Origin of the sequence: Pseudomonas sp. NPDC088429 (assembly GCF_044753305.1) — a bacterium.
Lineage (GTDB): Bacteria > Pseudomonadota > Gammaproteobacteria > Pseudomonadales > Pseudomonadaceae > Aquipseudomonas > Aquipseudomonas rustica.
In genome coordinates this window covers 1-26,862 of record NZ_JBIVMX010000048.1, presented here as the reverse complement: position 1 = coordinate 26,862, position 26,862 = coordinate 1, and the positions used below count along the sequence as shown (strand labels likewise).

The following is a 26,862-nucleotide window of genomic DNA, read 5'->3' as shown; positions in this document are numbered from 1 at the left end:
AAGGCAATGTGGTGATCCTTTCGGTGGGCACTCAGCGGATCGGCTTCGTCGTCGATCAACTGGTCGGCCAGGAAGAAGTGGTCATCAAGCCATTGGGCAAAATGCTGCAGGGCACTCCGGGCATGTCCGGCGCCACCATCACCGGTGACGGCCGCATCGCGCTGATTCTCGATGTTCCAAGCATGCTCAAGCGTTACGCCGCACGGCGTATTTGAATCCGGGGCGGCGGGGCGATTACGCTCCGCTGCACCTAATGGAGTGTTTATGGCAGTCAAAGTCCTGGTGGTGGACGATTCGGGTTTTTTCCGCCGCCGCGTCTCGGAAATTCTTTCAGCGGATCCGAGCATCCAGGTGGTCGGCACTGCAACCAACGGTAAAGAGGCCATCGATCAGGCACTGGCGCTCAAGCCGGACGTGATCACCATGGACTACGAGATGCCCATGATGGACGGCATCACGGCAGTGCGGCACATCATGCAGCGCTGCCCGACTCCGGTGTTGATGTTCTCCTCGCTGACCCACGAAGGCGCTCGGGTCACCCTCGATGCGCTGGACGCCGGCGCGGTGGATTTCCTGCCGAAGAATTTCGAAGACATCTCGCGCAATCCCGAGAAGGTCAAACAACTGCTGTGCGAAAAGGTGCACAGCATCTCGCGCAGCAATCGTCGTTTCAGTGCTTACAGTGCGCCGGCTCCAGTGGCTGCGCCTGCACCGACGCCTGCTCCGACTGCATCAAGTTTCAGTAGCCACAGCAGCAGCCACAGCAGCAGCGCTGCGGTGCGTCCAGCGCCAGCGCCTGTGCATGCTCCGGTTGCAACCCGTGCACCGGCCGCCAGCGCTTCGTCGCCGGCACCGAAACGCAAGGCTTACAAACTGGTTGCCATCGGCACCTCGACGGGCGGTCCGGTTGCGCTGCAACGGGTGTTGACTCAGTTGCCAGCGAACTTCCCGGCACCGATCGTGTTGATCCAGCACATGCCGGCGGCGTTCACCAAAGCGTTTGCCGAGCGTCTCGACAAGCTCTGCCGCATCACCGTCAAGGAAGCCGAGGATGGCGACATCCTGCGTCCGGGGCTGGCGTTGCTGGCGCCGGGTGGCAAGCAAATGATGATCGACGGCCGTGGCGCGGTGAAGATTCTGCCGGGCGACGAGCGTCTGAATTACAAGCCGTGCGTGGACATCACCTTCGGCTCTGCAGCCAAGTCCTACGGTGACAAAGTTCTGGCGGTGGTGCTCACCGGCATGGGCGCTGACGGCCGTGAAGGCGCGCGTTTGCTCAAGCAGGGCGGCAGCTCGATCTGGGCGCAGGACGAAGCCAGTTGCGTGATCTACGGCATGCCGATGGCCATCGTCAAAGCTGACCTCGCCGACGCGGTGTACAGCCTGGACGAGATCGGCAAGCACATCGTCGAGGCATGTATCTGATGGATGTTTTAAGCCTTATCGGGATCATCATGGCGTTCGTCGCCATCATCGGCGGCAACTACCTTGAGGGCGGCCACATCGGTGCGCTGGCCAACGGTCCTGCGGCGTTGATCGTCCTCGGCGGCACCGTCGGCGCGGCGCTGCTGCAATCGCCGATGAGCGCGTTCAAACGCGCCATGCAGATTCTGGCGTGGATTCTGTTTCCGCCCCGGGTTGATCTGGCCGGCGGTATCGACCGTGTCGTCAACTGGAGCCTCACCGCGCGCAAGGAAGGCCTGCTGGGTCTGGAAGGCGTGGCCGATGCTGAACCGGATAATTACTCGCGCAAAGGCCTGCAACTGCTGGTCGATGGCGCCGAGCCGGAAGCGATTCGCAGCATCCTCGAAGTGGATTTCTACACCCAGGAAGCGCGCGATATCGAAGCCGCGAAAGTCTTCGAAAGCATGGGCGGTTACGCGCCCACCATCGGCATCATCGGTGCGGTGATGGGCCTGATCCACGTGATGGGCAATCTGGCCGATCCGACGCAACTGGGCAGCGGCATTGCCGTCGCATTCGTCGCCACCATTTACGGTGTCGCCAGTGCCAACCTGGTGTTGTTGCCAGTGGCGGCCAAGCTGAAGGCAATCGCGTTGCGGCAGTCGCGTTATCGCGAAATGTTGTTGGAAGGGATCCTGTCGATCGCCGAAGGTGAAAACCCTCGCTCCATTGAGTTGAAGCTGCAAGGCTTCATGGATTAAGGGAATAACCTCATGGCTCGTCGTCGCCACCAGGAAGAACACGTCAATCACGAGCGCTGGCTGGTGTCCTACGCGGATTTCATCACCTTGCTGTTCGCGTTCTTCGTGGTGATGTACTCGATTTCGTCGATCAACGAAGGCAAGTACAAAGAGATTTCCGAGGCGCTGGTCGGTGTTTTCAAAGACTCCGACCGCGCGCTCAAACCGATTCCGATTGGTGATGAGCGACCGAAAACCACCACTCCGGCCAAGCCGCTGGTCAAGGATGCCGAGCAGATTGATGCCGGTATCGCCGGGGCCAGCGATCCGCTGAAAAGCATCTCCGATGACATCAGCGCCGCGTTCGGCGACTTGATCGCGTCCAACCAGATGACCGTGCGTGGCAACGAGTTGTGGGTCGAGATCGAACTCAATTCCAGCCTGTTGTTCGGCAGCGGCGACGCCATGCCGAGTGACATCGCGTTCAACATCATCGACAAGGTCGCAGCGATTCTGAAACCGTTCGACAACCCGATTCACGTCGAAGGCTTCACCGATGATCAACCGATCCGCACCGCGCAGTACCCGACCAACTGGGAGCTGTCCTCGGCGCGTTCGGCGAGCATCGTGCGCATGCTGGCGATGCAGGGTGTGAACCCTGGCCGGTTGGCGTCGGTGGGTTACGGTGAATTTCAACCGGTGGCGAACAACGCCACCGTTGAGGGCCGCGCGAAGAATCGTCGGGTGGTGTTGGTGGTGTCGCGCAATCTCGATGTCCGCCGCAGCCTGACGGGCACCGGGACGGCCAATGCGCAACCGGACGCCGCGTTGAAGCGCGCTGGCACACAAACTGCACCGACCCCGGTCAAGACGCCGGGACGCGAGAGTGCCGTCAATTCTCCGTCACCCGCATTAACACGCTGAGCTATGTCTCGGTCGAGCATATCGGCCGGGAGGAACGAACCGAATGAGAGTCTGGGCAGTCGCCAATCAAAAGGGTGGTGTCGGTAAAACCACATCTTCCATCGCTTTAGCCGGGTTGCTGGCCGAGGCGGGCAAGCGCGTGGTTGTGGTCGATCTCGACCCGCACGGCTCGATGACCAGCTATTTCGGCTACGACCCCGACAGCCTGGAACACAGCAACTACGACCTGTTTCTGCACAAGGGCAGCGTGCCGCAAGGCTTGCCGGGGCAGTTGCTGTTGTCGACCAGCGACGAACGTATTTCGCTGTTGCCGTCGAGCACCGCGCTGGCGACTCTTGAGCGGCAGTCGCCGGGGCAGAGTGGCTTGGGGTTGGTGATCGCCAAGAGTCTGGCGCAGCTGTGGCAGGACTTCGATTACGCGATCATCGACAGCCCGCCGTTGCTCGGTGTGTTGATGGTTAACGCGCTGGCCGCGAGTCAGCAACTGGTGATCCCGGTGCAGACCGAACACCTCGCCGTCAAAGGCCTGGAACGCATGGTCAACACGCTGGCGATGATCAACCGTTCACGCAAACAGGCGCTGCCGTTCAGTATTGTGCCGACGCTGTTTGATCGCCGTACGCAGGCGTCGCTGGGTACTTTGCGCGTGCTGCGCGATAAATTTCCGGAAGAGATCTGGCAAGGTTACATCCCGGTCGATACGCGCCTGCGTGACGCCAGCCGTGCCGGAGTCACGCCTTCGCAATTCGACGGCAAGAGCCGTGGCGTTCTCGCTTACCGCGCGCTGCTCAAGCATCTGCTGGCGCAGCAACTTGTCGCGCAGGTGGCCTGAATGACTTTGACTTGTGTAGGAGCCGCCGCAGGCTGCGATCTTTTGATCTCGCTGTGTGGCCTCCTTGAAAAGAGCAAAAGATCGCAACCTGCGGCAGCTCCTACAGAGGGCTGCGCATGAATCGGCCGGTGAAGCTGACTTCGCGTCCGCAGCTGGCGTTGCAGTCTTATCTGGAGGATTTACTCAATGATCTTCCGGAAGAATTGCCGGCGGTAGTCGACGCGCAGCCTGAGGCGCTGGATGAGTTTCAGGCAGCCGTGCTGGAAGAGCAGGCGCGTGATGCGCAAAAGGCTGCCGCACCGGTTGCCGCACCTGCCGCAGCGCCTGTTGCCAAGGCCCCTGTGGCGTTGATTGAAGAAACGCGCGCGTCGGTTTCTACGTTGGCGCCGTTGCTGCAAACACAACTGCTGACAGTGCCCGAGCCACCGGCGCCTGAGCCTGAACCTGAAATTGAAGCGCCGGCGCCACAGACACTGATTCCGCCCGTGGTGGAAGTGCATCTGCCGCCAAGCAACACGCCGCCACCGGTCGAGACCGATGGCCGCCCGGCGTGGGCCGCGGATGCGTTCGAATGCCTGCTGTTCGACGTTGCCGGGCTGACCCTGGCGGTGCCGCTGGTGTGCCTCGGTTCGATCTATTCGCTGGCCGGGCAAGAGCTGACGCCGCTGTTCGGTCAGCCGGAGTGGTTCCTCGGCATTCTGCCGAGTCAGGCCGGCAATTTGAAAGTCCTGGACACCGCGCGCTGGGTCATGCCGGATCGCTATCGCGATGACTTCCGTCAGGGCCTGCAGTACGTGATTTCGGTACAAGGTTACGAGTGGGGGCTGGCGGTGCATCAGGTCAGCCGCTCGTTGCGTCTTGATCCGAATGAAATCAAATGGAGAAGTCACCGGGGTCAGCGGCCATGGCTCGCCGGCACCGTGATTGAACACATGTGCGCCTTGCTCGATGTCGCTGCACTGGCCGAGTTGATCGCCAGCGGCGGGGCGAAGCACATGTCCGGCAGTAAGCCGAACCACAAACCGACATAACAGACAGTACCGGCGTACAAATGCCGGCGACGAAACATAAACCGCCACACGCGGTACTTCGAGGGGCTAGGGTATGAACGACAAGGCGACGGCGGCAAAGGGTTCTGAAGATCCGATCCTGCAATGGGTAACCTTCAAGCTGGACAACGAAACCTACGGCATCAACGTGATGCGCGTTCAGGAAGTGCTGCGCTACACCGAGATCGCTCCGGTGCCGGGCGCGCCGAGCTACGTGCTGGGCATCATCAACCTGCGCGGTAACGTCGTCACCGTGATCGACACTCGCCAGCGCTTCGGCCTGATGAATGCCGAGATCAGCGACAACACCCGCATCGTCATCATCGAAGCCGACAAGCAAGTCGTCGGGATCATGGTCGACAGCGTGGCCGAAGTGGTTTACCTGCGTCAGTCGGAAATCGAGACGGCGCCGAACGTCGGCAACGAAGAGTCGGCCAAGTTTATCCAGGGCGTGTGCAACAAGAACGGCGAGCTGCTGATTCTGGTCGAACTGGACAAGATGATGAGCGAAGAAGAATGGTCGGATCTGGAGAACATCTGATTGATTCTTGAAGTCGCGGTCATTGTCCTGTTCCTCTTCTGGGCAGGCACGCTGGCAATGTTTCTGGCGTACATCAAGGCGCAGAAACTTATCGCTGCGCAACAGGCCCAGGGCGATGCGCTGCGTGATCAGCGCATCAAAGACCTGGCCAAACGCGTCGACGACTACCAGAACGGCAACGTGCGCATGGGCGAAGCCCTGCACGAGCTGCGCTCGGTCGTCGCGCCGTTGCCGGACAAGCTTGTTGCACTGGAACAACGCGACCCGTCGAGCCTGTCATTCGCCCAAGCGGCGAAACTGGTGGGGATGGGCGCGAGCGTTGATGAACTGACTCAGTCATGCGGGTTGACCCAGGCTGAGGCGGAGTTGATGCGCAAACTGCATAAAGGCAGCTAGGAGCTTCGAGCTTTTAGCGGCAAGCAAGATCAAAAGATCGCAGCCTTCGGCAGCTCCTACATTGGAATGTATCGAGATCGTTCCCACGCTCTGCGTGGGAATGCATCTTGGGACGCTCCGCGTTCCGCCTGTGAAATGTGACGCAAAGCGTCACGGGCGGCGTTCCCACGCAGAGCGTGGGAACGATCAGTAATCATCCCCGCGCTCGGTGATGTCCTTCTCCACCATCGGCGCCTCCGGATCCTGCCCTTCGGGGAATTTTCCCTTCAGATTCCACGCAAACGCGATGATCTCGGCGATCGTGCGGTACAGCTCCTCGGGGATGCTGTCACCCAATTCCATCCGCGCCAACAAGCGCACCAACTCGGCGTTCTCGTAAATCGGCACTTCGCAATCGCGGGCGATGCGCAGGATTTCTTCGGCCAGTTCGTCGTCACCTTTGGCGGTGAGGGTCGGGGCGTGGTTGCCGTCGTATTTGAGGGCGATGGCCTGGCGTGGGGCGGTGGAATCGTTCATGCGGTTTCGTCGACCCAGCGGTGTTCGAGGCGGGTTTGGTTGCCTTGCGGCGGCGTGCCTTGATGGCAGTCGATATCGCCGACGTTGAGTCCGCGATCAAGCAGGCGTTGGCGCAAGGCGAACAGGTTATTTTCGATCAGGTCGGCGGTGTACGCCCGTTCGGCCCACAGTTGGCCGGACAGACTGCCGGCGACCAGTTGCGCCTGAATCTGCATTGGCCCGAGCGGTTCCATGTCGAACGCCAGATCGACGCGCCACAGTTGCTGCTTGGGCTCGCGTTCGTCACGGCGTTCGTTCGGTTGCGGCTGCCGTTCCGGTGCCTCTTCACGCTGGAATTTGACCTGCAACGGCACGATGTCTTGCATATTTCGCATTGGGATTTCCAGCTGCCAGGTGCTCAGCAAGCGACCATCATCGGTGACGCCGGTCTGTTCAAGACTCGACAGTTGATGGCTTTGCAGGCGCGACACAGCAGCGGCGGCGAGGCGCAGCAGATGCTCCAGATCGCCTTCGCCTTCCAGGCTTTGCAGCAGGCGGTCGGGCAGGGGGAAGCTGCTTGGCACCGGTTTCGCGCTGACCTGGCCGAGGGTGCCGAGGGCATTACGGACGAAGCTCGGCAGCGCTTGCGCCAAAGTGTTGGCCGCGATGATTGCGTTGAAACTGGCGTTGCCCGGCGCTCCCGGCGACAGTTGCGCGATCAGTTTGAGCAGATCGGCTTTGATGTCCGGGGTCAGGGTTGGGTTCTGCCCGGTGAGCAATTTGGCTTCGAGGAAGGCGCCGCTGTTGGCCAAGGCCAGCGCCACGCCTTTGGAGGTGGTCATTTGCTGCAGATCCGGGAGGCTGGCGAGCAGTTTATCGACCGCCGCGCGCAAGTCGGCTGAAGTCTGATCGTTATCCGCCGGCAGATTTTGCAGTGCATTCAGCAGACCGCTCAGAGAGGCTTGGCGACTTTGCTGGCCGACCAGTTGCTGACTGACGGCCAGTTGTTCCTGCCGGCTGCTCAGCGGCAAAAATTTCAGGGTTTGCGCATCTTCCACCAACGCCGAGAGCAACGTGCCGATGCGCAGCGGTTGCGGGCTGTCGATGGTCAGCGTGCTGCCGCTCTGCGCGGTGTTGAGCAAACTGACCAGCGAACGGAACACCGTCGCTTGCCCCGGTGTTTGCGGCAGTACCTGCGAAGTCAGGACTTTGCCTTGCAGCAACGTGCCCACGGGCAATTGCGACGTATCAATGCGGGTGAGGGCGGCGACACTGCTGGCGATGGCCTGTTGCACGGTGATCGCCAGGTTGCCGGCCGAGGGTTGGGTGATCGCAATGCTGGTGCCTTGCAGCAATGGCAGATTGCTGGTCGCTTGCACGGTGGTCTGGCGGCCGCTGTCCAGCGTCACTTTGAGCAACAATTGAAAGGTCTGATCCGCCTGCTTCAGCGACAACACCTCGGCCTTGGCACTCTGGCCGGCGCCGATCAAGCCTTCGACCGGCGTCAGCAGCTTGAGTAGCTCACCGACCTGCGGGCGAGCAGTCGCCGGTGTGGCCTGCGGGAGCGGGAGGATGTTCATTTCGCCTGTCATACAGTGAAACAACCTTTAGAAAATGCACTCTGGGGAGTCGGGCACGCCATGTATAATGCCGCCCGTCTTGCGATTCGTTCAAAAAAACATAGCAATTGTTTGACGCAGCTCTCTAGATCGAGCCGTCATTGCATTTATGCTGCATCTCTTTAACGGCCGCGCCAGAGCCGACTTGAACCGTATAAGGCCCGTGATCCCTTGACCAGTCCTGTCCTGCAAACTGTTGCCCTCGCGTGTGAACGTGACCTGCGGCTGCTCTTCGAGAATCTCGAATTGAGACTGGCCAGTGGCGATATGGTGCAAATCAGCGGTCCCAACGGCAGCGGCAAAACCAGTTTATTGCGCCTGTTGGCCGGGTTGATGCAGCCGACCGACGGTCAAGTCCTGCTCAACGGTTTGCCGCTGACGGAACAACGCAGCGAACTGGCGCGCAACCTGTTGTGGATCGGCCATGCTGCCGGGATCAAGGATTTGCTCACGCCGGAAGAAAATCTCTCGTGGCTCTGCGCCTTGCATCATCCCGCCGAACGCGAGGCGATCTGGCAAGCGCTGGCAGCCGTAGGATTGCGCGGTTTCGAAGATGTTCCCTGCCACAGCTTGTCCGCTGGCCAGCAACGCCGCGTGGCGCTGGCGCGGTTGTATCTGGACAGTCCGCCGCTGTGGATTCTCGACGAGCCGTTCACTGCGCTCGATAAACAAGGCGTGGCGCAACTTGAAGAACATCTGGCCAACCACTGCGAACGCGGCGGTCTGGTGGTGCTGACCACGCACCACACGTTGAGCCGGATGCCGGCCGGTTATCGCGATATCGATTTGGGGAATTGGGCAGTATGAGTGTCTTCGGCCTGCTGGTTGCCCGTGAATCGCGACTGCTGTTTCGCCGCCCGGCGGAGCTGGCCAATCCGCTGATTTTCTTCGCCATCGTCATCGCCTTGTTCCCGCTGGCCGTCGGCCCGGAAACTCAAGTGTTGCAAAACCTGTCTCCGGGGTTAGTCTGGGTGGCGGCGCTTTTGTCGGTCCTGCTCTCGCTGGACGGGCTTTTCCGCAGTGATTTCGAAGACGGATCCCTGGAACAGTGGGTCCTTTCGTCGCACCCCCTGCCACTACTGGTATTGGCCAAGGTGCTGGCACACTGGCTTTTCTCCGGTCTGGCACTGGTTTTGCTCTCACCTCTGCTGGCGTTGATGCTCGGTTTGCCTGCCGCGTGTCTGCCGGTTTTGTTGCTTTCGTTGTTGCTGGGTACACCGGTGCTGAGCTTGCTCGGCGCGGTGGGCGCGGCATTGACGGTCGGTTTGAAACGCGGCGGCCTGTTGTTGGCGCTGCTGATTCTGCCGTTGTACATCCCGGTATTGATCCTTGGCAGTGGCGCCTTGCAGGCCGCCCTCCAAGGCATGCCGGCGACCGGGTATCTGCTGTGGCTTGGTAGCCTGACCGCCCTGGCGATCACCCTGACACCTTTTGCAATAGCTGCTGGCCTGAAGATCAGCGTCGGCGAATAATGAGGTCTGATCAAAATTTGATCAGCAAAGACCCAAATGCCAGCTCACATCGATGAGCGGCACCCGTGATGGAAACAGTATGAACTGGACCTGGTTTCACAAGCTCGGCTCACCGAAGTGGTTCTACGGCATCAGCAGCAAGTTCTTGCCGTGGCTGAGCATCGCAGCGTTGCTGTTGATTGGCGTCGGCGTCGTTTGGGGCCTGGCCTTCGCGCCGCCGGATTACCAGCAAGGCAACAGCTTTCGCATCATCTATATCCACGTGCCTGCCGCGATGCTCGCGCAGTCGATCTACGTGATGCTGGCGGTGTGCGGCATTGTCGGTCTGGTGTGGAAGATGAAACTGGCTGACGTCGCCCTGCAATGCGCGGCGCCGATCGGTGCGTGGATGACCGCCGTGGCGCTGGTCACCGGGGCGATCTGGGGCAAACCGACCTGGGGTTCGTGGTGGGTCTGGGATGCGCGGCTGACCTCGATGCTGATTCTGCTGTTCCTGTACTTCGGCGTGATCGCGCTGGGCAATGCCATCAGCAACCGCGACAGCGCCGCCAAGGCCTGCGCCGTGCTGGCCATCGTCGGCGTGATCAACATCCCGATCATCAAATACTCGGTGGAGTGGTGGAACACCCTGCACCAGGGCGCGACCTTCACCCTCACCGAAAAACCGGCGATGCCAGCGGAAATGTGGCTGCCGCTGTTGCTGACGGTGCTGGGTTTCTACTGTTTCTTCGGCGCTGTGCTGTTGCTGCGCATGCGCCTTGAAGTGCTCAAGCGCGAAGCCCGCGCCAGTTGGGTGAAAGAAGAAGTACAGAACAGTCTGGAGGCCGCTCGATGAGTTTTGCTTCATTCGGCGATTTCCTCGCCATGGGCCATCATGGCCTTTATGTCTGGTCGGCCTACGGCATCTGTCTGGCGGTTCTGGCGCTTAACGTGGCGGCGCCGATCCTGGCCCGCAAGCGGTATCTGCAACAAGAGGCGCGTCGTCTGCGTCGGGAGAACGGCAAGTGAATCCGCTGCGCAAGAAACGTCTGATCATAATTCTGGCCATTCTGGTCGGGGTCGGCGCTGCCGTCGGCCTGGCCCTTAGCGCCCTGCAGCAGAACATCAACTTGTTCTATACACCGACGCAGATCGCCAACGGCGAAGCACCGCAAGACACGCGCATCCGTGCCGGTGGCATGGTCGAGAAGGGCTCGCTGCAACGTTCACCGGACTCGCTGGACGTCAAATTCGTCGTCACCGATTTCAACAAATCCGTGACCATCACCTATCGCGGCATCCTTCCGGACTTGTTCCGCGAAGGGCAGGGCATCGTGGCGCTGGGCAAGATCAACGCTGATGGCGTGGTCGTCGCCGACGAAGTGCTGGCCAAACACGACGAGAAGTACATGCCGCCGGAAGTGACCAAAGCCTTGAAAGACAGCGGTCAATCCGCCCCAGCACCTGCGAAGGAGGGTTGATCCATGACGTCGGCGATTTTTATTCCTGAGTTGGGCCATCTGGCGATGATTCTGGCGCTGTGTTTTGCGCTAGTGCAGGCCGTGGTGCCATTGATTGGCGCCTGGCGCGGTGACCGTTTCTGGATGAGTCTGGCCCAGCCGGCCGCGTGGGGGCAGTTTGCGTTTTTGCTGTTCGCCTTCGGCGCCTTGACCTACGCGTTCATGGTCGACGACTTCTCCGTCGCTTACGTGGCGAACAACTCGAATACCGCGTTGCCGTGGTATTACAAATTCAGCGCCGTGTGGGGCGCCCACGAAGGTTCGTTGCTGCTGTGGGCGCTGATTCTCGGTGGCTGGACGTTCGCCGTGTCGGTGTTCTCCCGCCAGTTGCCGCAAGTCATGCTCGCCCGCGTGCTGGCGGTGATGGGCATGATCAGCACCGGTTTCCTGCTGTTCCTGATCCTCACGTCCAACCCGTTCAAACGCATCCTGCCGCAAATGCCGAGCAACGGCGCTGACCTCAACCCATTGCTGCAAGACATCGGCCTGATCGTTCACCCGCCGATGCTGTACATGGGTTATGTCGGTTTTTCAGTGGCCTTCGCTTTCGCCATCGCCGCGCTGATGGGTGGTCGACTGGATGCGGCGTGGGCGCGCTGGTCGCGTCCGTGGACGATTGTCGCCTGGGCCTTCCTCGGCATCGGCATCACTCTCGGTTCGTGGTGGGCGTATTACGAACTCGGCTGGGGCGGCTGGTGGTTCTGGGATCCGGTGGAAAACGCTTCCTTCATGCCTTGGCTGGTCGGTACCGCATTGATTCACTCGTTGGCGGTCACGGAAAAACGTGGCGTGTTCAAGAGCTGGACGGTGTTGCTGGCAATTGCTGCGTTCTCGCTGAGCCTGCTCGGCACCTTCCTCGTGCGTTCCGGCGTACTGACCTCGGTACACGCGTTCGCCTCCGATCCTGAACGCGGCGTGTTTATTCTGATCTTCCTGCTGTTTGTGGTCGGTGGTTCGTTGACGCTGTTTGCGTTGCGCGCACCAGTGGTGAAGAGTCAGGTCGGCTTCAACCTGTGGTCGCGGGAAACCCTGCTGCTGGGCAACAACCTGGTGCTGGTCGTGGCCGCGTCGATGATCCTGCTTGGCACACTCTATCCGCTGATTCTCGATGCGATCAGCGGCGCCAAACTGTCGGTCGGCCCGCCGTACTTCAACGCGCTGTTCATTCCTTTGATGGCGCTGTTGATGGTGGTGATGGCAATCGGCATGGTCGTGCGCTGGAAAGACACCCCGGTGAAATGGCTGGTGAACATGCTGACCCCGGTGCTGCTAGGTAGCGTGGTGCTGGCCGTGGTTGCCGGTATCGCTTACGGCGATTTCAACTGGGCGGTGATCGCGACCTTCCTGCTCGCCGCGTGGGTATTGCTCGCCGGTGTGCGCGACATCTTCGACAAGACCCGTCACAAAGGCCTGATCAAAGGCTTGCCAACGCTGACCCGCAGCTATTGGGGCATGCAGATCGCTCACCTCGGCATCGCGGTTTGCGCGTTGGGCGTGGTGTTGTCGAGTCAGAACAGTGCCGAGCGTGACCTGCGTCTGGCGCCGGGCGAGTCGATGGATCTGGCCGGTTATCACTTCGTCTTCGAAGGCGCCAAGCACTTCGAAGGGCCGAACTTCACGTCTGACAAAGGCACCATCCGCGTCATTCGCAATGGCAAGGAAATCAGCGTGCTGCACCCGGAAAAACGTCTGTACACCGTGCAGAACTCGGTGATGACCGAAGCCGGGATCGACGCCGGTTTCACCCGTGACCTGTATGTCGCCCTCGGCGAGCCGCTGGATAACGGCGCGTGGGCCGTGCGCGTGCACGTCAAACCGTTCGTGCGCTGGATCTGGTTCGGCGGTTTGCTCACCGGTCTCGGTGGCTTGCTGGCGGCGCTCGATCGACGTTATCGGGTCAAGGTGAAATCCAAGGTGCGTGAAGCACTGGGCATGACGGGAGCGGCTGCATGAGACGTTGGTTGATGCTGGTGCCATTGGCGATTTTTCTGCTGGTGGCGGTGTTTCTGTATCGCGGTCTGTACCTTGATCCGTCTGAGCTACCGTCAGCGATGATCAACAAGCCATTCCCGGAGTTTTCCCTGCCGAGCGTGCAGGGCGACAAGACCCTGACCAAGGCTGACATTCTCGGCAAACCGGCGCTGGTCAATGTGTGGGGCACCTGGTGCATTTCCTGCCGGGTCGAGCATCCGGTGCTGAACAAACTCGCCGAGCGTGGCGTGGTGATCTATGGCATCAACTACAAAGACACCAACGCCGATGCCTTGAAGTGGTTGAGCGAATTTCACAATCCATACGTGCTGGATATCCGTGACGACGAAGGTTCGCTAGGCCTGAATCTCGGTGTGTACGGCGCGCCGGAAACCTTCTTCATCGACGCCAAAGGCATCATCCGCGACAAATACGTCGGCGTGATCGACGAGCAAGTCTGGCGCGAAAAACTCGCGGCCAAATATCAGGCGCTGGTCGATGAGGCCAAGCCATGAAGCGTTTTCTAGCTGCCGTGGTATTGGGTTTGAGTCTGGTTGGCGTGGCCCATGCCGCCATCGACACTTACGAATTCGCCAAAGAAGGCGATCGCGAGCGCTTCCGCGAACTGACCAAGGAACTGCGCTGCCCCAAGTGCCAGAACCAGGACATCGCTGACTCCAACGCACCGATTGCCGCTGACCTGCGCAAAGAGATTTTCCGCATGCTCGGCGAGGGCAAGGACAACCAGCAGATCATCGACTTCATGGTCGATCGCTACGGTGATTTCGTCCGCTACAAACCGGCACTCAACGCCAAGACCGCGCTGCTGTGGTTCGGCCCGGCCGGTTTGCTGCTCGGTGGTTTCGTGGTGATCGCGGTGATCGTCCGCCGTCGTCGCGGTCAACGCGCCGACACCCCGCAATCGCTGTCCACCGAAGAGCGTCAGCGCCTCGACCAACTGTTGGATAAAAACCAAGAATGATTGATTTCTGGCTTGCCGCAGGGCTGTTGCTTCTGGTCGCCCTGAGTTTCCTGCTGATCCCGGTTCTGCGTGAACGTCGCGCCCAGCGTGAAGAGGATCGTACTGCCCTGAACGTCGCGTTGTACGAGGAGCGAGTTGCCGAGTTGCAATCGCAACAGGCCGAAGGCGTGCTCGACGCGGCGCAAATGGACAGCGGTCGCGCGGAAGCAGCGCGTGAGTTGCTGGCCGATACCGAAGGGGTTGCGGCGCCACGGGTTTCCCGATTGGGCAAACCGTTGCCGCTGCTGGCCGCCGTGCTGGTTCCGGTGCTGGGGCTGGGCTTGTACATGCATTTCGGTGCCGTGGAAAAAGTCGAACTGACCCGCGAATTCGCCGAAGCACCGAAGTCGATGGAGGAGATGACCCAGCGTCTGGAGCGCGCCGTTGCCGCGCAACCGGATTCTGCTGAGGGCGTGTACTTCCTCGGCCGTACCTACATGGCTCAGGATCGTCCGGCGGACGCAGCGAAGATGTTCGAGCGCGCCGCCAATCTTGCCGGTCGCCAGCCGGAACTGCTCGGCCAGTGGGCGCAGGCGCAGTATTTTGCCGATGGCAAAAAGTGGTCGGACAAAATTCAGGCACTGACCGACGAAGCACTCAAGGCTGATCCGAAAGAAGTCACCAGCCTCGGTCTGCTCGGCATCGCCGCGTTCGAAGGCGAGCGCTTTCAGCAAGCCATCGATTACTGGAACCGTCTGCTCGCGCAATTGCCGCCGCACGACAACTCCCGCGCTGCGCTGGAAGGCGGAATCAAGCGCGCTGCCGAACGTCTGGAAGCCAGCGGCGGCAAGGTCGCTCAGGCGCCCGCGCCGGCGAAAGCTGCGCTGTTGAAAGTCAGCGTCGATCTGGCCAGCGAACTCAAAGGCAAAGTGCAACCGGGCGACAGCGTGTTCATCTTCGCCCGCGCCACCTCCGGCCCACCGGCACCGCTGGCGGCTAAACGTCTGACCGTGGCCGATTTGCCGGTGACCGTCGAACTGGGCGATGCCGACGCAATGATGCCGCAGTTGAAACTGTCGAACTTCCCTGAAGTCCAACTGGTTGCGCGCGTGTCCCGTGCCGGCCAACCGACTGCCGGGGAATGGGTCGGTCGCAGCGGCCCTCTGGCCAGCAGCACCACCGCGCTACAAACACTGACCATCGACAGCCCGGACAAATAATCGGGCAAACAAGGAAAGCACCGCCATGCACACCATCGCCCGAATCACAGCCCTCACACTGGCCCTGGGCTTGAGTGCATGTGCGGTACAACGCCCGGAACCGACGACCAACCTGCCGCCGATCCCGCCGTCACAACCGAGCCCGACCCCGTCGACCTCGCCAACACCGGGCAAAAGCATCCCGGCGAAACCGACAAAACCCGTCCCGCGCACCTCAGCCAGCTTCGCCCCACCGCCGGGCGGCAACAGCCACTGGGATCAGAAACTCGGCGTCTACGTCCTCGACGACCAGACCAACACCTTCTACCGCCAGCGCACCTACTACCGCTGGAACAACGGCTGGAGCCGCTCGATCAGCCCCAACGGCCCGTGGGAAGACACCAACATCCACGGCGTGCCACCGGGACTGGGCAAGCAGTTCGGGGAGTAAATGAAAACGGCGATCCTCGGATCGCCGTTTTTTTGTCTGCGTCATGCGCAAATCTTGAAGCGGCTCGAGAACCCCCGTGGCGGGCTTGCTCGCGAAAGCGGCGTGTCAGGTTAGTAAAGGTCGACTGACACGACGCCTTCGCGAGCAAGCCCGCTCCCACAGGGGAGTTCTGATCGGAGATGCTTTTGATGCGATCAATCACATGTTGTAAAACAACCGGGTGTCGCCCTTATCGTTTATGTGTTTAAGTAAAAATAACTCTAGGGTTATTTATAAAAGGCCGGGGCAAGTTGGCAAAAGCAAAGGAGATCCGTAATGCAATACCCAATCTGCATCGAATGGGGCGACGAGAACACTGCCATCGGTATTCAGATCCCCGATATTCCTGGCGCCGTGACGGCCGGGGATAGCTTTGAAGATGCCTACAATGCGGCCGTCGAAATTGCGCACATCATGCTGCAGGAGATTGCAGCAGATGGCGACGCTATTCCCATGCCGACCTCTGCCTCGGCGCACCGTAATAACCCGGAGTTCGCCGAGATGGGCTGGGGCATGCTCGAGCTGGATATCTCGCCGTATCTGGGCAAGACCGAGAAGGTCAACGTGACGCTCCCCGGTTACGTGATTCAGCGCATCGATCGTTATGTGCGCGAACACAACGTCAAAAGCCGCTCCTCCTTTCTGGCGGATGCGGCGATGGAGAAGCTGGTTCGGTATTAACCGTCCTCGCTCCCTCAGGCCCGGTGAGTGACCTGTGGGAGCGAGCCTGCTCGCGAAGCTTTTGCAGCTTACGCCGTGGCCAACGATCGCCCTTGCGAAGCACTCAAAAACCGCAGCAACGCCAACAACGGAAACACACTCCCCACAATCACGATCCACAACCAGCCGCCATGTTCATACACCGCACTGGCCACCGACGAGCCGAAGGCGCCGCCGATGAAGATGCTGGTCATGTACAAGGCGTTGAGGCGGCCACGGCTTTTGGCGTCCAGCGAGTAGACCGCGCGTTGGCCGAGCACCATGTTCATCTGCACGCAGAAGTCGAGTACAACGCCGGTTACGGCCAGGCCGATGACGCTGTAGGCGGGGTGGATGAACGCGGGCAGGAAGCTCAGGCTGGCGAAGATCATGGCCAGCAGCGAGGCGATGCGGGTGTGGCCGGCGTCGGCCAGGCGTCCGCTGATGGGAGCGGCGATGGCACCGATGGCGCCGACCAGGGCGAAAATCGCGATCTCGCTTTGCGACAGACCATGGTTGCGCGCCAGTTCCAGCGGCACGGCCGTCCAGAACAGGCTGAACGTGGCGAACATGCAGCCCTGATAAAACGCACGTTGACGCAGCACCGGTTGTTGGCGCAGCAGCGTCCACAACGAGCCAAGCAGTTGGCCATATGTGGCACTGTGATCCGGCTGGCGCTTGGGCACGGTCAGTGCCAACACCACGCTGATCGCCGCCATCAGTGCCGCAGCAATCATGAACATCGCCCGCCAGCCGAGGTGATCTGCAACCACGCTCGATACCGGTCGCGCCAACAGAATACCCAGCAACAAACCGCCCATGATCCCGCCGACCACACGGCCACGGGATTCCTCCGGAGCAAGGTGCGCCGCCAGAGGAATCAGAATCTGCACCGACACCGAACTGAAACCCACCAGCAACGAGATCAGCAGAAACACATTGGGCTGATCGGTAAACGCCGCCGCCAACAGGCTGGCAATCGCCACTACGGTAGTGATGATCATCAACCGGCGGTTTTCCAGGAGATCCGCCAGCGGCACCAGAAAGAACAGGCCCAGCGCATAACCGATCTGCGTCAGCGAAACGATGAAACTGGCCATGGTGTCGCTCAGGCCGATGTCCGGCGCGATCAGGCCGATGATTGGCTGCGCATAGTAGATGTTGGCAACGATGGCGCCGCAGCAGAAGGCGAACAGCAGCACCATGCCTCGGGTCATTGCGTGAGTCGTGGCGGTCATAGGGGTTACTCGATCCAGCGAAAGGAATGCGGTGAGGCTAAGGGACAAACCGAACGGGCAGAAGCAGCCTTCGGTTGATATCAGTTATTACGTCGGGTAATGACGGCCGTGGCCATTCTGGGCGAACCTTGCGTCCGACCGTTGAGGGCTGATGATACATTCACTTACATCTTCTTCGATAGCGTGCTTATGTTTGCGTCGGCTTGTTCCACGTTGATCACCGGAGGAATGCAATGTTTCGTCAGACGCTTCGCCATACTGCAACGATTGTCCTGATCAGCCTGCTCGGCGCCGCCAGCGTGCAGGCCGCCGACGCACCGGGCATGCGCCTCGGCGTGCGCGGCGAGATCACCGGGGTCAGCCCGGACAGCTTGAAAGTCCACGTCAACAGCGGCGAGAACGTGGTGATTCAGTTAACCGGCGACACCAAGGTTCGCGCCGTTACCCTGGCCAACATCGAAGACATCAAACCCGGCAGCTACATCGGCTCGGCGGCGATGCCGCAGGAAGACGGCACACTCAAGGCGCTGGAAGTGCATGTGTTTCCACCGGAGCTGGCGGGGAGTGGCGATGGTCATCGACCGTTCGATCTGGCCAAGGGCAGCAGCATGACCAATGGCAGCGTCGGCGATCTGGTGGTGAGCAATGGGCGGGTGCTGACGGTGAACTACAAGGGTGGGCAGCAGAAGATTCTGGTGCCGGAGGATGTGCCGATTGTGAATCTGCTGCCGGGCGATCGGAGCTTGCTGAAGGTTGGGGTGAAGATTGTCACGTTCGTGACGCAGAGCGCGGATGGCACGCTGACGGCGCAATCCATCTCCGCCGGCAAGGATGGCCTGACCCCACCGATGTAATCGCCTAAACACAATCCCCCTGTAGGAGCTGCCGAAGGCTGCGATCTTTTGATCTTGTATTTAAGATCAAGATCAAAAGATCGCAGCCTTCGGCAGCTCCTACAAGGGTAATCAGGTTTTACTGGCCGGTGTAGATCTGATCGAACACACCACCATCATTGAAGTGAGTCTTTTGCACGGTGCGCCAGTCGCCGAAGGTCTTCTCAACCGAAAGGAAATCAACTTTCGGGAAACGATCAGTGTACTTCGCCAGCACCGCCGGATCACGCGGACGCAGGTAGTTTGCCGCCGCAATTTCCTGACCTTCCGGCGACCACAGGTACTTCAGATATTCATCCGCCGCCGCCCGTGAACCCTTTTTGTCGACGACTTTATCCACCACCGACACCGGTGGCTCAGCCTCGGCCGAAACGCTCGGGTAGATCACTTCAAATTGATCACGACCAAACTCGCGAGCAATCATTTCCGCTTCGTTTTCGAAGGTCACCAGCACGTCGCCGATCTGGTTGGTCATGAAGGTTGTGGTCGCGGCGCGGCCACCGGTATCCAGCACTGGCGCTTGCTTGAACAGTTTGCCGACAAACGCTTTAGCCTTGTTCTCGTCGCCGCCGTTCTTCAGCACATAACCCCAGGCCGACAGGTAGGTGTAGCGGCCGTTACCCGAGGTTTTCGGGTTTGGCACGATCACTTGCACGCCATCCTTGAGCAGATCCGGCCAGTCTTTCAGGGCTTTCGGGTTGCCTTTACGCACGATGAACACGGTGGCCGAGGTGAACGGCGCGCTGTTGTTCGGCAGACGGGTGACCCAGTTCTCCGGCACCAGTTTGCCGTTGTCGGCGAGGGCGTTGATGTCGGTGGCCATGTTCATGGTGATGACGTCAGCCGGCAGGCCGTCGATCACCGAACGCGCTTGCTTGCTCGAACCGCCGAAAGACATCTGTACGGTGATGTTTTCGTTGTGCTCGGCTTGCCAGTGTTTCTGGAACGCAGTGTTGTAGTCCTTGTAGAAATCGCGCATCACGTCGTAGGAAACGTTGAGCAGCGTCGGGGCTGCCTGAGCGATGTTGGCCAAGGCCAGGCCGGCGGCGAGAAGTGAGGCGCCAAAGAGTTTTTTCACTGCGCATTCCTTGTTATCTATTTATGTAGGAGCTGCCGAAGGCTGCGATCTTTTGATCTTGATCTCATAAAACCAAGATCAAAAGATCGCAGCCTTCGGCAGCTCCTACATTGGGGGGGTGATGTTTAATTGCCACGACTATAACGGGCTGTGCATAGTCGCTTAAAGATTAAAAAGCTCTTTGCTTATTCCACTTTCTTGAATAGCTGATTGCCGCATCGCGAGCAGAACGCCGCGCCGTGTTCGTGGCTGTTTTTCTTGCACACCGGGCAGTCGTGTTGCAGCTGTTCACCGCGCATGGCGTTGGCCAGTTCGGCGGTGAAAATACCGGTGGGCACGGCGATGATCGAGTAACCGGTGATCATCACCAGCGACGAAATCACCTGGCCCAGCGGCGTCTTCGGCACGATGTCGCCGAAGCCCACGGTGGTCAGCGTGACGATCGCCCAATAGATGCCTTTGGGAATGCTGGTGAAGCCATGCTCCGGGCCTTCGATCACGTACATCAGCGTGCCGAATACCGTCACCAGCGTGCAGACGCTGACGAGAAACACGACGATCTTCTGCTTGCTGCCGCGCAGCGCCGACATCAAATAGTTGGCTTGTTTGAGGTACGGGCTGAGCTTGAGCACGCGGAAAATCCGCAGCATGCGGATGATCCGGATTATCAGCAGGTACTGAGCATCGCTGTAATACAGCGCAAGGATGCCGGGCACGATCGCCAGCAAATCCACCAACCCGTAAAAACTGAAGGCGTAGCGCAGCGGCTTCGGTGAGCAATACAGACGCAGGATGTACTCGCCAAGAAAGATGATCGTGAAGCCCCACTCGATGTAGGCCAGCACGTTCGCGTAGTTCTGGTGAATGCTGTCGATGCTGTCGAGCATCACGATCACCAGACTGGCGAGGATGATCAACAGCAAGATGCCGTCGAAGCGACGCCCGGCGAGGGTGTCGCTCTGGAAAATCATGACGTAGAGCCGTTCGCGCCAATTGTTGCTGCTGTCCATGGAAAACGCCTGAATCAAAGATCAGCGCAGCCTAGGTTGATTCTCCCCGTGAGCGCAAGGCGCACGCTCGACCGACGCTTTGCCGAGCATCTGAATCCCGGCGCGGATCAGCCAGCCGGCGAGGATGAACGGCGCGGTCAAAGTGGCCAGGCCGATGGCGGCAAACAGCGGCGTCACCAGCAGCGCGAGAACGATGCCGAGCAGCGGCAACCACGGTTGTTGGCGTTGCGACGAGAAGGCGAGGGCGGCGAGCACTGCGTTGTAGCTGCCGATGCCGAGCAGCGCGACGCTGGTTTCGTGGTGCAGCAAACTGGAACCGAGGCCGATCGCCGACGCCAGCAGCGCCCAGCAAAACGCGCGGCGATCCGCGACCAGCAAACCGATGGCGATCAATGCGCCGGCCAGTGGATGACCGAGAAACATCACCTGGCCGAGGCCCCGCAGTTCGGCGGCGAGCAGGTTCAGCGTGCTCATTTCGACGTGTGCCATCGGCGCCGACGGTTCGGCGAACAGCAGCAGAACCCAACTCATGGCCACGAACGGCGAGGTGTAGGCCGGAATCGATCGGCTGCTGTAGACATGTTTGAGCCACTGCTGCGTGACCATCGCGCTTAAGCCACCAGCAGCGAGGATCAGCGGCGGCAGCATCGGCGACCACGGGAAATACAGGCTCAGCAGCAGACCGAGCAAGATGCCGTTGTAGCTGAACAGTCCAGCCTGGCGATCAGCCTTGGCGTAATTGCGGCGTTGCGCGGTGAGCAATCCGGCGACGGCACCGAGCAGCGCCCCGGCGAACAGCACGGGTGCTGTCAGCAGGATCGCCAACAGGCACAGCAGGCCGCACAGCGGATGGCGCTGGAGGAATATTTGACTGAAACCGTTGAGCAAAGCCTCGGCCCAGTCGGGGCAGTGGGTGTTGAAATGATTGGCAGGCATGTTGAGAAAATCTGGGCAGTTGGAACATCAAAAGGTCTTGCAAGTCACTGTGGCGAGGGGATTCAGCGAAACGTCGCACCGCCCCGATGGGCTGCGAAGCGGCCCCAAATTCGGTGCATGCGGTTTTTCTGTGAAAACTGTCATGTCCGAAAAGCTGTGACTGCTGCGCAGTCAATCGGGGATAAATCCCCTCGCCACAGGTTTTGTACTCACATTAAGAATGTGGGTCAGATCAATGTTTCGATCCGCAGCGAGTTAGTCGATCCAGGCTGACCAAACGGCACACCGGCAGTAATCAGCAGCGTGTCGCCACGCTCGGCCATGCCTTGGGCCTGGGCGATTTCCAGTGCGGTGGAGCAGACTTCGTCGACCTGACGCAGGCGATCGTTGACCACCGAGTGAATCCCCCACGCCACGCTCAGACGCCGCGCGGTTTGCAGGTTCGGCGTCAGGTTGAGGATCGGCGCTTTCGGCCGCTCCCGCGCTGCACGCAAACTCGAGGTGCCCGACTCGCTGTAGTTGACCAGCACCGCCACCGGCAGCACGTTGCTGATGCGACGGATCGCGCAGCTGATCGCATCGGAAACGGTCGCTTCAGCCTTCGGCCGGCTGACGTCAAGCTGAGTCTGATAATCCGGGCCGTTCTCCACCTGGCGGATGATCTTGCTCATCATCTGCACGGCTTCCAGCGGGTACTCGCCGGACGCAGTTTCCGCCGACAGCATCACTGCATCGGCACCTTCGGCCACGGCGTTGGCGACGTCAGTCACCTCGGCGCGGGTCGGGGCAGGGGAGAAGCGCATCGACTCAAGCATCTGCGTCGCCACCACCACCGGTTTGCCGAGTTCGCGGCAGGTAGTGATGATGTTTTTCTGGATCTGCGGCACGCTTTCGGCCGGCACTTCAACGCCAAGGTCACCGCGGGCCACCATGATCGCGTCGCTCAATTCCGCGATTTCACGCAGCTGTTCAACGGCGGAAGGCTTCTCGATTTTTGCCATCAAAAAGGCTTTGTCGCCGATCAATGCGCGAGCTTCGATGATGTCTTGCGGACGCTGCACAAACGACAGCGCTACCCAATCCACGCCCAGTTCCAGACCGAAGCTCAAATCGCGGCGATCCTTGGCGGTCAGCGGGCTGAGGTCGAGCACGGCTTGCGGTACGTTCACGCCTTTGCGATCCGACAACTCGCCGCCGTTGAGCACGGTGGTGTCGATCGCATCGGCGTATTTGCTGACCACGCGCAGACGCAGTTTGCCGTCGTCGAGCAGCAGATCCATGCCCGCTTCCAGCGCTTCGATGATTTCCGGATGCGGCAGATTCACTCGGCGCTGATCGCCCGGTGTCGCGTCCAGATCGAGACGGAAGGCCTGACCGCGATGCAGTTGCACCTTGCCGTCAGCGAACTTGCCGACGCGCAGTTTCGGCCCCTGCAAGTCCATCAGAATGCCCAGCGGGTAGTTGAGCTGGCGCTCGACTTCGCGGATCCACTGATAGCGCTTGGCATGGTCGGCGTGATCGCCGTGGCTGAAGTTCAGGCGGAAGATATTCACCCCGGCCTCGACCAGTTCACGGATCTCTTCGATGCCGTCGACGGCGGGCCCGAGGGTGGCGAGAATTTTTACCTTTTTATCAGGCGTCATGATTTGCAGCTCTCAAGGATCAGAATGGCGCGGAAGTCGTTGACGTTGGTGCGGGTCGGCTCGGTGACGATCAGCGCATCGAGCGCCTCGAAATAACCGTAGCCGTTGTTGTTATCCAGCTCGTCGCTGGCGCTCAAACCGAGGGCGGCGGCGCGGGCGTAGCTGTCCGGGGTCATGATCGCGCCGGCGTTGTCTTCCGAGCCGTCGATGCCGTCGGTGTCACCGGCGAGGGCATAGACGCCGGGCTGGCCTTTGAGATTTTCGGTCAGGCTCAGAAGGAATTCGGCGTTGCGTCCGCCACGGCCATTGCCGCGCACGGTCACGGTGGTCTCGCCGCCGGAGAGAATCACGCACGGCGCTGCCAATGGCTGGCCATGGTTGATGATCTGGCGAGCGATGCCGGCGTGGACTTTCGCCACTTCGCGCGACTCACCTTCGAGGTCGCCAAGGATCAGCGTGCTGAACCCGGCCTGACGGCATTTCACTGCCGCCGCGTCCAGCGATTGCTGAGGACGGGCGATCAATTGGAAGTGGCTGCGCGCAAGACTCGGATCACCGGGTTTGACGGTTTCCGACTCAGGGCTTTGCAACCAGTTGCGCACCGAAACCGGAATCTCGATGCCGTAGCGTTTGATGATCGCCAGCGCTTCGGCGGAGGTGCTTGGATCGGCCACGGTCGGGCCGGAAGCGATGACCGTGGCGAGGTCGCCCGGCACATCGGAAATCGCGTAGGTGTAAACAGTGGCAGGCCAGCAGGCCTTGCCGAGACGGCCGCCCTTGATCGCCGAGAGGTGCTTGCGCACGCAGTTCATCTCGCCGATGGTCGCGCCGGATTTGAGCAGGGCTTTGTTGATCGACTGCTTGTCGGCGAGGGTGATGCCTTCGGCCGGCAATGCGAGCAGGGCAGAACCACCGCCGGAGAGCAGGAAGATTACGCGGTCGTCCTCGGTCAGGTTGCTGACCAGTTCGAGTACGCGTTTGGCCACGGCCAGACCGGCAGCGTCCGGCACCGGATGCGCGGCTTCGACCACTTCGATTTTTTCGCAGGGGGCGCCGTGACCGTAACGGGTCACCACCAGGCCAGACACGTCACCTTCCCAGCAATTCTCGACCACTTGCGCCATCGCAGCAGCGGCTTTGCCGGCACCGATGACGATCACCCGACCGGTACGATCGGCAGGCAGATGGGCTTCGAGGACTTGGTTCGGATGGGCCGCGTCGATGGCTGTGGCAAACAGCTCGCGCAGCAGTTGTTGCGGATCGACCGACATGGCGGGCTCCCGGAATTCTTGTTATTCGAAAGGGCGGTAGAGATCCCTGTGGGAGCGAGCTTGCTCGCGAAAGCGGTGGATCAGTCAATCTCCATGTCGACTGACACGCCCTCTTCGCGAGCAAGCTCGCTCCCACAGGTTTTAAGCGGTGGGGCAGTGGCTTTATTTGTTGTCGCGAATCGAGAAGTTGGCCATGTGCTCGAGACCTTTGATCAGCGCCGAGTGATCCCAGTTGCTGCCACCGATCGCTGCGCAGGTGCTGAACACTTGCTGGGCGTTGGCGGTGTTTGGCAGGTTGATGTTCAGCTCTTTGGCGCCTTGCAGGGCCAGGTTCAGGTCTTTCTGGTGCAGGCTGATGCGGAAGCCTGGATCGAAAGTGCCTTTGATCATGCGCTCGCCGTGCACTTCAAGGATCTTCGAGGACGCGAAACCACCCATCAGTGCTTCACGCACTTTGGCTGGATCAGCACCGTTTTTCGAAGCGAACAGCAGGGCTTCAGCGACGGCCTGAATGTTCAGCGCAACGATGATCTGGTTGGCGACTTTGGCGGTTTGACCGTCGCCATTGCCACCGACCAGGGTGATGTTTTTGCCCATGGCCTGGAACAGCGGCAGTGCGCGTTCGAAGGCATCGGCGTCGCCACCGATCATGATGCTCAGGGTCGCCGCTTTGGCGCCGACTTCACCACCGGATACCGGTGCGTCGAGGTATTGCGCGCCTTTCTCGTTGATCTTCGCAGCGAACGCCTTGGTGGCGGTCGGCGAGATCGAGCTCATGTCGATCACGATTTTGCCTTTGCTCAGGCCGGCGGCAACGCCGTCAGCGCGGAACAGTACGTCGTCTACCTGCGGGGTATCCGGCACCATGACAATGATGAATTCAGCTTCCTGCGCGACTTCGCGCGGGTTGGCCAGGGCGACGGCGCCAGCGGCAACCAGATCGGCCGGGGCGGCGTCGTGATGCGCCGACAGGAACAGGCTGTGACCGGCTTTCTGCAGGTTCGAAGCCATTGGGTGGCCCATGATGCCGGTGCCGATAAATCCGATTTTAGCCATGAGAAAATCCTCTTGTTTTTGTCTTTCCCCTGTAGGAGCTGCCGAAGGCTGCGATCTTTTGATCTTGATCTTCAAAATAACAAGATCAAAAGATCGCAGCCTTCGGCAGCTCCTACAGGGTCATGTGTTTGTCAGATTGCGTTGTGCGACTTCAGCCAGCCGAGGCCTGCTTCGGTGGTGGTCAGCGGCTTGTATTCGCAACCCACCCAACCCTGATAACCGATGCGGTCGAGGTGTTCGAACAGAAACCGATAGTTGATCTCACCGGTGCCCGGCTCGTTGCGGCCCGGGTTGTCCGCGAGCTGCACATGGTTGATCTCGCCCAGGTGCGATTGCAGGGTGCGGGCCAGATCGCCTTCCATGATTTGCATGTGATAGATGTCGTATTGCAGATACAGATTGGCGCTGCCGACCTGTTCGCGAATCGACAGGGCTTGCGCCGTGTTGTTCAGGTAGAAACCCGGGATGTCGCGGGTGTTGATCGCTTCCATCACCAGTTTGATGCCCGCCGCTTGCAGCTTGTCAGCCGCGTATTTGAGGTTGGCAACGAAGGTTTTTTCCACGGTGACATCATCAACGCCTTGCGGACGAATACCGGCCAGGCAGTTGATCTGGGTGTTGCCCAGCACTTGTGCGTAAGCGATCGCCAGATCGACACCGGCGCGGAACTCTTCAACCCGATCCGGCAGGCACGCGATACCGCGCTCGCCCTTGGCCCAGTCACCGGCCGGCAGGTTGAACAGCACTTGGGTCAGACCGTTGGCGTCGAGCTTGGCCTTGATTTCGGCAGAGCTGAAATCGTACGGGAACAGGTACTCGACACCGCTGAAACCAGCCTTGGCGGCGGCGTCGAAACGGGCAAGGAAATCCTGTTCGGTGAACAGCATGGACAGGTTGGCTGCGAAACGCGGCATGGTGGTCTCCCGTTGCAAATTAATGATGATGACCCCGTGTAGGAGCTGCCGCAGGCTGCGATCTTTTGATCTTGATCTGTTAACAACAAAGATCAAAAGATCGCAGCCTGCGGCAGCTCCTACAGGAGCATCAGGCCATGGCGGATCAGTCGAGCAGCGAAATCGCCGTTGGCGCATCGTTGCCGACCAGCGCCAGGTCTTCGAATTCGTTGACGGCGTTGATCTCGGTACCCATGGAGATGTTGGTCACACGCTCCAGAATGATCTCGACGATCACCGGCACTTTGAACTCTTCGATCATCTGTTCGGCCTTGCGCAGGGCAGGGGCGATTTCCGATGGTTCGAACACACGCAGCGCTTTACAGCCGAGGCCTTCAGCCACTGCGACGTGGTCAACACCGTAACCGTTGAGTTCCGGCGCGTTCAGGTTATCGAAGGACAGCTGCACGCAGTAGTCCATTTCGAACCCGCGCTGTGCCTGACGGATCAGACCCAGGTACGGGTGGAAATTGTCAACAGCGTTGAGCGGTCC

At 60.2% G+C, this 26,862-nt stretch carries 31 protein-coding genes; 20 read left to right on the top strand and 11 right to left on the bottom strand.

Annotation, left to right across the window (positions count from 1 at the left end):
- From ACIP66_RS20760 to ACIP66_RS20725, 8 genes are all read left to right on the top strand, one after another.
- On the top strand, nt 1–215 hold a 215-nt coding region (locus ACIP66_RS20760), incomplete at its 5' end, for a chemotaxis protein CheW (protein ID WP_400650474.1).
- 49 nt (nt 216–264) lie between these two features.
- A complete protein-coding gene (locus ACIP66_RS20755; protein ID WP_400650471.1) occupies nt 265–1,425 on the top strand; it encodes a chemotaxis response regulator protein-glutamate methylesterase in 1,161 nt (386 codons plus the stop codon).
- Nucleotides 1,425–2,165: a flagellar motor protein gene (locus ACIP66_RS20750; protein ID WP_159812660.1), complete on the top strand. Its 741-nt coding sequence runs from the start codon at nt 1,425–1,427 to the stop codon at nt 2,163–2,165. Before ACIP66_RS20755 ends, ACIP66_RS20750 begins: the two co-directional genes overlap by 1 nt.
- Nucleotides 2,166–2,177: 12 nt before the next feature.
- The gene (gene motD / locus ACIP66_RS20745) at nt 2,178–3,068 is read left to right on the top strand and encodes a flagellar motor protein MotD (protein ID WP_053118407.1); all 891 of its coding nucleotides are present in this window, start codon (nt 2,178–2,180) and stop codon (nt 3,066–3,068) included.
- A 43-nt stretch (nt 3,069–3,111) separates the two neighbouring features.
- A complete protein-coding gene (locus ACIP66_RS20740) occupies nt 3,112–3,900 on the top strand; it encodes a ParA family protein (protein WP_053118409.1) in 789 nt (262 codons plus the stop codon).
- Between the two features lie 116 nt (nt 3,901–4,016).
- Complete coding sequence (locus ACIP66_RS20735; protein WP_400650467.1) at nt 4,017–4,931, top strand: CheW domain-containing protein; 915 nt, start codon at nt 4,017–4,019, stop codon at nt 4,929–4,931.
- 73 nt (nt 4,932–5,004) lie between these two features.
- Complete coding sequence (locus ACIP66_RS20730; RefSeq protein ID WP_053118413.1) at nt 5,005–5,490, top strand: chemotaxis protein CheW; 486 nt, start codon at nt 5,005–5,007, stop codon at nt 5,488–5,490.
- On the top strand, nt 5,491–5,886 hold the full coding sequence (locus ACIP66_RS20725; RefSeq protein WP_053118414.1) for a DUF2802 domain-containing protein: 396 nt from the start codon (nt 5,491–5,493) through the stop codon (nt 5,884–5,886).
- Nucleotides 5,887–6,072: 186 nt separating this feature from the next.
- Here the strand turns inward: ACIP66_RS20725 and ACIP66_RS20720 are convergent, their stop codons facing one another.
- Both ACIP66_RS20720 and ACIP66_RS20715 read right to left on the bottom strand, forming a co-directional pair.
- A complete protein-coding gene (locus tag ACIP66_RS20720) occupies nt 6,073–6,402 on the bottom strand; it encodes an EscU/YscU/HrcU family type III secretion system export apparatus switch protein (protein WP_212544236.1) in 330 nt (109 codons plus the stop codon).
- A complete protein-coding gene (locus ACIP66_RS20715) occupies nt 6,399–7,973 on the bottom strand; it encodes a flagellar hook-length control protein FliK (RefSeq protein ID WP_400650465.1) in 1,575 nt (524 codons plus the stop codon). Before ACIP66_RS20715 ends, ACIP66_RS20720 begins: the two co-directional genes overlap by 4 nt.
- 198 nt (nt 7,974–8,171) lie before the next feature.
- Here ACIP66_RS20715 and ccmA point away from each other — a divergent pair, with 198 nt between their 5' ends.
- The 11 genes from ccmA to ACIP66_RS20660 all read left to right on the top strand — a co-directional run bounded on the left by ccmA (nt 8,172) and on the right by ACIP66_RS20660 (nt 16,273).
- Complete coding sequence (gene ccmA / locus ACIP66_RS20710) at nt 8,172–8,807, top strand: cytochrome c biogenesis heme-transporting ATPase CcmA (RefSeq protein ID WP_212544237.1); 636 nt, start codon at nt 8,172–8,174, stop codon at nt 8,805–8,807.
- Entirely contained in the window at nt 8,804–9,472 is a 669-nt protein-coding gene (gene ccmB, locus ACIP66_RS20705; RefSeq protein ID WP_007919970.1) for a heme exporter protein CcmB, read from the top strand. Before ccmA ends, ccmB begins: the two co-directional genes overlap by 4 nt.
- 79 nt (nt 9,473–9,551) lie before the next feature.
- Nucleotides 9,552–10,307, top strand: coding sequence for a heme ABC transporter permease (locus tag ACIP66_RS20700; RefSeq protein WP_053118423.1), 756 nt, complete (start codon nt 9,552–9,554; stop codon nt 10,305–10,307).
- The gene (ccmD, locus tag ACIP66_RS20695) at nt 10,304–10,480 is read left to right on the top strand and encodes a heme exporter protein CcmD (protein ID WP_008055370.1); all 177 of its coding nucleotides are present in this window, start codon (nt 10,304–10,306) and stop codon (nt 10,478–10,480) included. Before ACIP66_RS20700 ends, ccmD begins: the two co-directional genes overlap by 4 nt.
- Nucleotides 10,477–10,932: a cytochrome c maturation protein CcmE gene (gene ccmE / locus ACIP66_RS20690; protein WP_400650460.1), complete on the top strand. Its 456-nt coding sequence runs from the start codon at nt 10,477–10,479 to the stop codon at nt 10,930–10,932. The genes ccmD and ccmE overlap by 4 nt, the downstream gene beginning before the upstream one ends.
- 3 nt (nt 10,933–10,935) lie before the next feature.
- Complete coding sequence (locus ACIP66_RS20685) at nt 10,936–12,924, top strand: heme lyase CcmF/NrfE family subunit (protein WP_282358564.1); 1,989 nt, start codon at nt 10,936–10,938, stop codon at nt 12,922–12,924.
- On the top strand, nt 12,921–13,457 hold the full coding sequence (locus ACIP66_RS20680; RefSeq protein ID WP_212544239.1) for a DsbE family thiol:disulfide interchange protein: 537 nt from the start codon (nt 12,921–12,923) through the stop codon (nt 13,455–13,457). The genes ACIP66_RS20685 and ACIP66_RS20680 overlap by 4 nt, the downstream gene beginning before the upstream one ends.
- Nucleotides 13,454–13,924 (top strand): cytochrome c-type biogenesis protein, encoded by a 471-nt coding sequence (locus ACIP66_RS20675; protein ID WP_212544240.1) that lies wholly within the window; start codon nt 13,454–13,456, stop codon nt 13,922–13,924. The genes ACIP66_RS20680 and ACIP66_RS20675 overlap by 4 nt, the downstream gene beginning before the upstream one ends.
- Nucleotides 13,921–15,123 (top strand): c-type cytochrome biogenesis protein CcmI, encoded by a 1,203-nt coding sequence (gene ccmI / locus ACIP66_RS20670; RefSeq protein WP_400650456.1) that lies wholly within the window; start codon nt 13,921–13,923, stop codon nt 15,121–15,123. Before ACIP66_RS20675 ends, ccmI begins: the two co-directional genes overlap by 4 nt.
- Before the next feature lie 25 nt (nt 15,124–15,148).
- Entirely contained in the window at nt 15,149–15,553 is a 405-nt protein-coding gene (locus ACIP66_RS20665; protein WP_400650453.1) for a hypothetical protein, read from the top strand.
- A gap of 315 nt (nt 15,554–15,868) precedes the next feature.
- Nucleotides 15,869–16,273, top strand: coding sequence for a type II toxin-antitoxin system HicB family antitoxin (locus ACIP66_RS20660; protein WP_053118443.1), 405 nt, complete (start codon nt 15,869–15,871; stop codon nt 16,271–16,273).
- 68 nt (nt 16,274–16,341) lie between these two features.
- Here the strand turns inward: ACIP66_RS20660 and ACIP66_RS20655 are convergent, their stop codons facing one another.
- A complete protein-coding gene (locus ACIP66_RS20655; protein WP_053118445.1) occupies nt 16,342–17,529 on the bottom strand; it encodes an MFS transporter in 1,188 nt (395 codons plus the stop codon).
- A gap of 233 nt (nt 17,530–17,762) precedes the next feature.
- Here ACIP66_RS20655 and ACIP66_RS20650 point away from each other — a divergent pair, with 233 nt between their 5' ends.
- Nucleotides 17,763–18,383, top strand: coding sequence for a DUF5666 domain-containing protein (locus ACIP66_RS20650; RefSeq protein ID WP_159812674.1), 621 nt, complete (start codon nt 17,763–17,765; stop codon nt 18,381–18,383).
- 118 nt (nt 18,384–18,501) lie between these two features.
- On the opposite strand, the gene ACIP66_RS20645 is transcribed toward ACIP66_RS20650, so the two are convergent.
- The 8 genes from ACIP66_RS20645 to ACIP66_RS20610 form a co-directional block, all read right to left on the bottom strand.
- Complete coding sequence (locus ACIP66_RS20645; protein WP_053118449.1) at nt 18,502–19,500, bottom strand: sulfate ABC transporter substrate-binding protein; 999 nt, start codon at nt 19,498–19,500, stop codon at nt 18,502–18,504.
- A gap of 185 nt (nt 19,501–19,685) precedes the next feature.
- The gene (locus ACIP66_RS20640) at nt 19,686–20,510 is read right to left on the bottom strand and encodes an ion transporter (RefSeq protein WP_159812675.1); all 825 of its coding nucleotides are present in this window, start codon (nt 20,508–20,510) and stop codon (nt 19,686–19,688) included.
- A gap of 21 nt (nt 20,511–20,531) precedes the next feature.
- Nucleotides 20,532–21,446 carry an urea transporter gene (locus ACIP66_RS20635; protein ID WP_212550917.1) on the bottom strand — a complete coding sequence of 305 codons (915 nt, stop codon included), beginning with the start codon at nt 21,444–21,446 and terminating at the stop codon, nt 20,532–20,534.
- 227 nt (nt 21,447–21,673) lie between these two features.
- Nucleotides 21,674–23,089, bottom strand: a complete 1,416-nt coding sequence (pyk, locus tag ACIP66_RS20630) for a pyruvate kinase (protein WP_282359054.1) — start codon at nt 23,087–23,089, stop codon at nt 21,674–21,676.
- Entirely contained in the window at nt 23,086–24,360 is a 1,275-nt protein-coding gene (locus tag ACIP66_RS20625; protein ID WP_159812679.1) for a glycerate kinase, read from the bottom strand. Before ACIP66_RS20625 ends, pyk begins: the two co-directional genes overlap by 4 nt.
- A gap of 162 nt (nt 24,361–24,522) precedes the next feature.
- Nucleotides 24,523–25,416, bottom strand: coding sequence for a 2-hydroxy-3-oxopropionate reductase (locus ACIP66_RS20620; protein WP_007919937.1), 894 nt, complete (start codon nt 25,414–25,416; stop codon nt 24,523–24,525).
- Nucleotides 25,417–25,547: 131 nt separating this feature from the next.
- Nucleotides 25,548–26,330, bottom strand: a complete 783-nt coding sequence (hyi, locus tag ACIP66_RS20615; RefSeq protein WP_008083506.1) for a hydroxypyruvate isomerase — start codon at nt 26,328–26,330, stop codon at nt 25,548–25,550.
- A 145-nt stretch (nt 26,331–26,475) separates the two neighbouring features.
- Nucleotides 26,476–26,862, bottom strand: a 387-nt coding sequence (locus tag ACIP66_RS20610) for a thiamine pyrophosphate-dependent enzyme (protein ID WP_400650445.1), incomplete at its 5' end; no start/stop codon positions are given.

Bases quoted from the DNA above. Each gene is read 5' to 3' on its own strand.
- ACIP66_RS20755 (WP_400650471.1), top strand. From the start codon at position 265: ATGGCAGTCAAAGTCCTGGTGGTGGACGATTCGGGTTTTTTCCGCCGC.
- ACIP66_RS20750 (WP_159812660.1), top strand. From the start codon at position 1,425: ATGGATGTTTTAAGCCTTATCGGGATCATCATGGCGTTCGTCGCCATC.
- motD (WP_053118407.1), top strand. From the start codon at position 2,178: ATGGCTCGTCGTCGCCACCAGGAAGAACACGTCAATCACGAGCGCTGG.
- ACIP66_RS20740 (WP_053118409.1), top strand. From the start codon at position 3,112: ATGAGAGTCTGGGCAGTCGCCAATCAAAAGGGTGGTGTCGGTAAAACC.
- ACIP66_RS20735 (WP_400650467.1), top strand. From the start codon at position 4,017: ATGAATCGGCCGGTGAAGCTGACTTCGCGTCCGCAGCTGGCGTTGCAG.
- ACIP66_RS20730 (WP_053118413.1), top strand. From the start codon at position 5,005: ATGAACGACAAGGCGACGGCGGCAAAGGGTTCTGAAGATCCGATCCTG.
- ACIP66_RS20720 (WP_212544236.1), bottom strand. From the start codon at position 6,402: ATGAACGATTCCACCGCCCCACGCCAGGCCATCGCCCTCAAATACGAC.
- ACIP66_RS20715 (WP_400650465.1), bottom strand. From the start codon at position 7,973: ATGACAGGCGAAATGAACATCCTCCCGCTCCCGCAGGCCACACCGGCG.
- ccmB (WP_007919970.1), top strand. From the start codon at position 8,804: ATGAGTGTCTTCGGCCTGCTGGTTGCCCGTGAATCGCGACTGCTGTTT.
- ACIP66_RS20700 (WP_053118423.1), top strand. From the start codon at position 9,552: ATGAACTGGACCTGGTTTCACAAGCTCGGCTCACCGAAGTGGTTCTAC.
- ccmD (WP_008055370.1), top strand. From the start codon at position 10,304: ATGAGTTTTGCTTCATTCGGCGATTTCCTCGCCATGGGCCATCATGGC.
- ACIP66_RS20685 (WP_282358564.1), top strand. From the start codon at position 10,936: ATGACGTCGGCGATTTTTATTCCTGAGTTGGGCCATCTGGCGATGATT.
- ACIP66_RS20680 (WP_212544239.1), top strand. From the start codon at position 12,921: ATGAGACGTTGGTTGATGCTGGTGCCATTGGCGATTTTTCTGCTGGTG.
- ACIP66_RS20675 (WP_212544240.1), top strand. From the start codon at position 13,454: ATGAAGCGTTTTCTAGCTGCCGTGGTATTGGGTTTGAGTCTGGTTGGC.
- ccmI (WP_400650456.1), top strand. From the start codon at position 13,921: ATGATTGATTTCTGGCTTGCCGCAGGGCTGTTGCTTCTGGTCGCCCTG.
- ACIP66_RS20665 (WP_400650453.1), top strand. From the start codon at position 15,149: ATGCACACCATCGCCCGAATCACAGCCCTCACACTGGCCCTGGGCTTG.
- ACIP66_RS20660 (WP_053118443.1), top strand. From the start codon at position 15,869: ATGCAATACCCAATCTGCATCGAATGGGGCGACGAGAACACTGCCATC.
- ACIP66_RS20655 (WP_053118445.1), bottom strand. From the start codon at position 17,529: ATGACCGCCACGACTCACGCAATGACCCGAGGCATGGTGCTGCTGTTC.
- ACIP66_RS20650 (WP_159812674.1), top strand. From the start codon at position 17,763: ATGTTTCGTCAGACGCTTCGCCATACTGCAACGATTGTCCTGATCAGC.
- ACIP66_RS20640 (WP_159812675.1), bottom strand. From the start codon at position 20,510: ATGGACAGCAGCAACAATTGGCGCGAACGGCTCTACGTCATGATTTTC.
- ACIP66_RS20635 (WP_212550917.1), bottom strand. From the start codon at position 21,446: ATGCCTGCCAATCATTTCAACACCCACTGCCCCGACTGGGCCGAGGCT.
- pyk (WP_282359054.1), bottom strand. From the start codon at position 23,089: ATGACGCCTGATAAAAAGGTAAAAATTCTCGCCACCCTCGGGCCCGCC.
- ACIP66_RS20625 (WP_159812679.1), bottom strand. From the start codon at position 24,360: ATGTCGGTCGATCCGCAACAACTGCTGCGCGAGCTGTTTGCCACAGCC.
- ACIP66_RS20620 (WP_007919937.1), bottom strand. From the start codon at position 25,416: ATGGCTAAAATCGGATTTATCGGCACCGGCATCATGGGCCACCCAATG.
- hyi (WP_008083506.1), bottom strand. From the start codon at position 26,330: ATGCCGCGTTTCGCAGCCAACCTGTCCATGCTGTTCACCGAACAGGAT.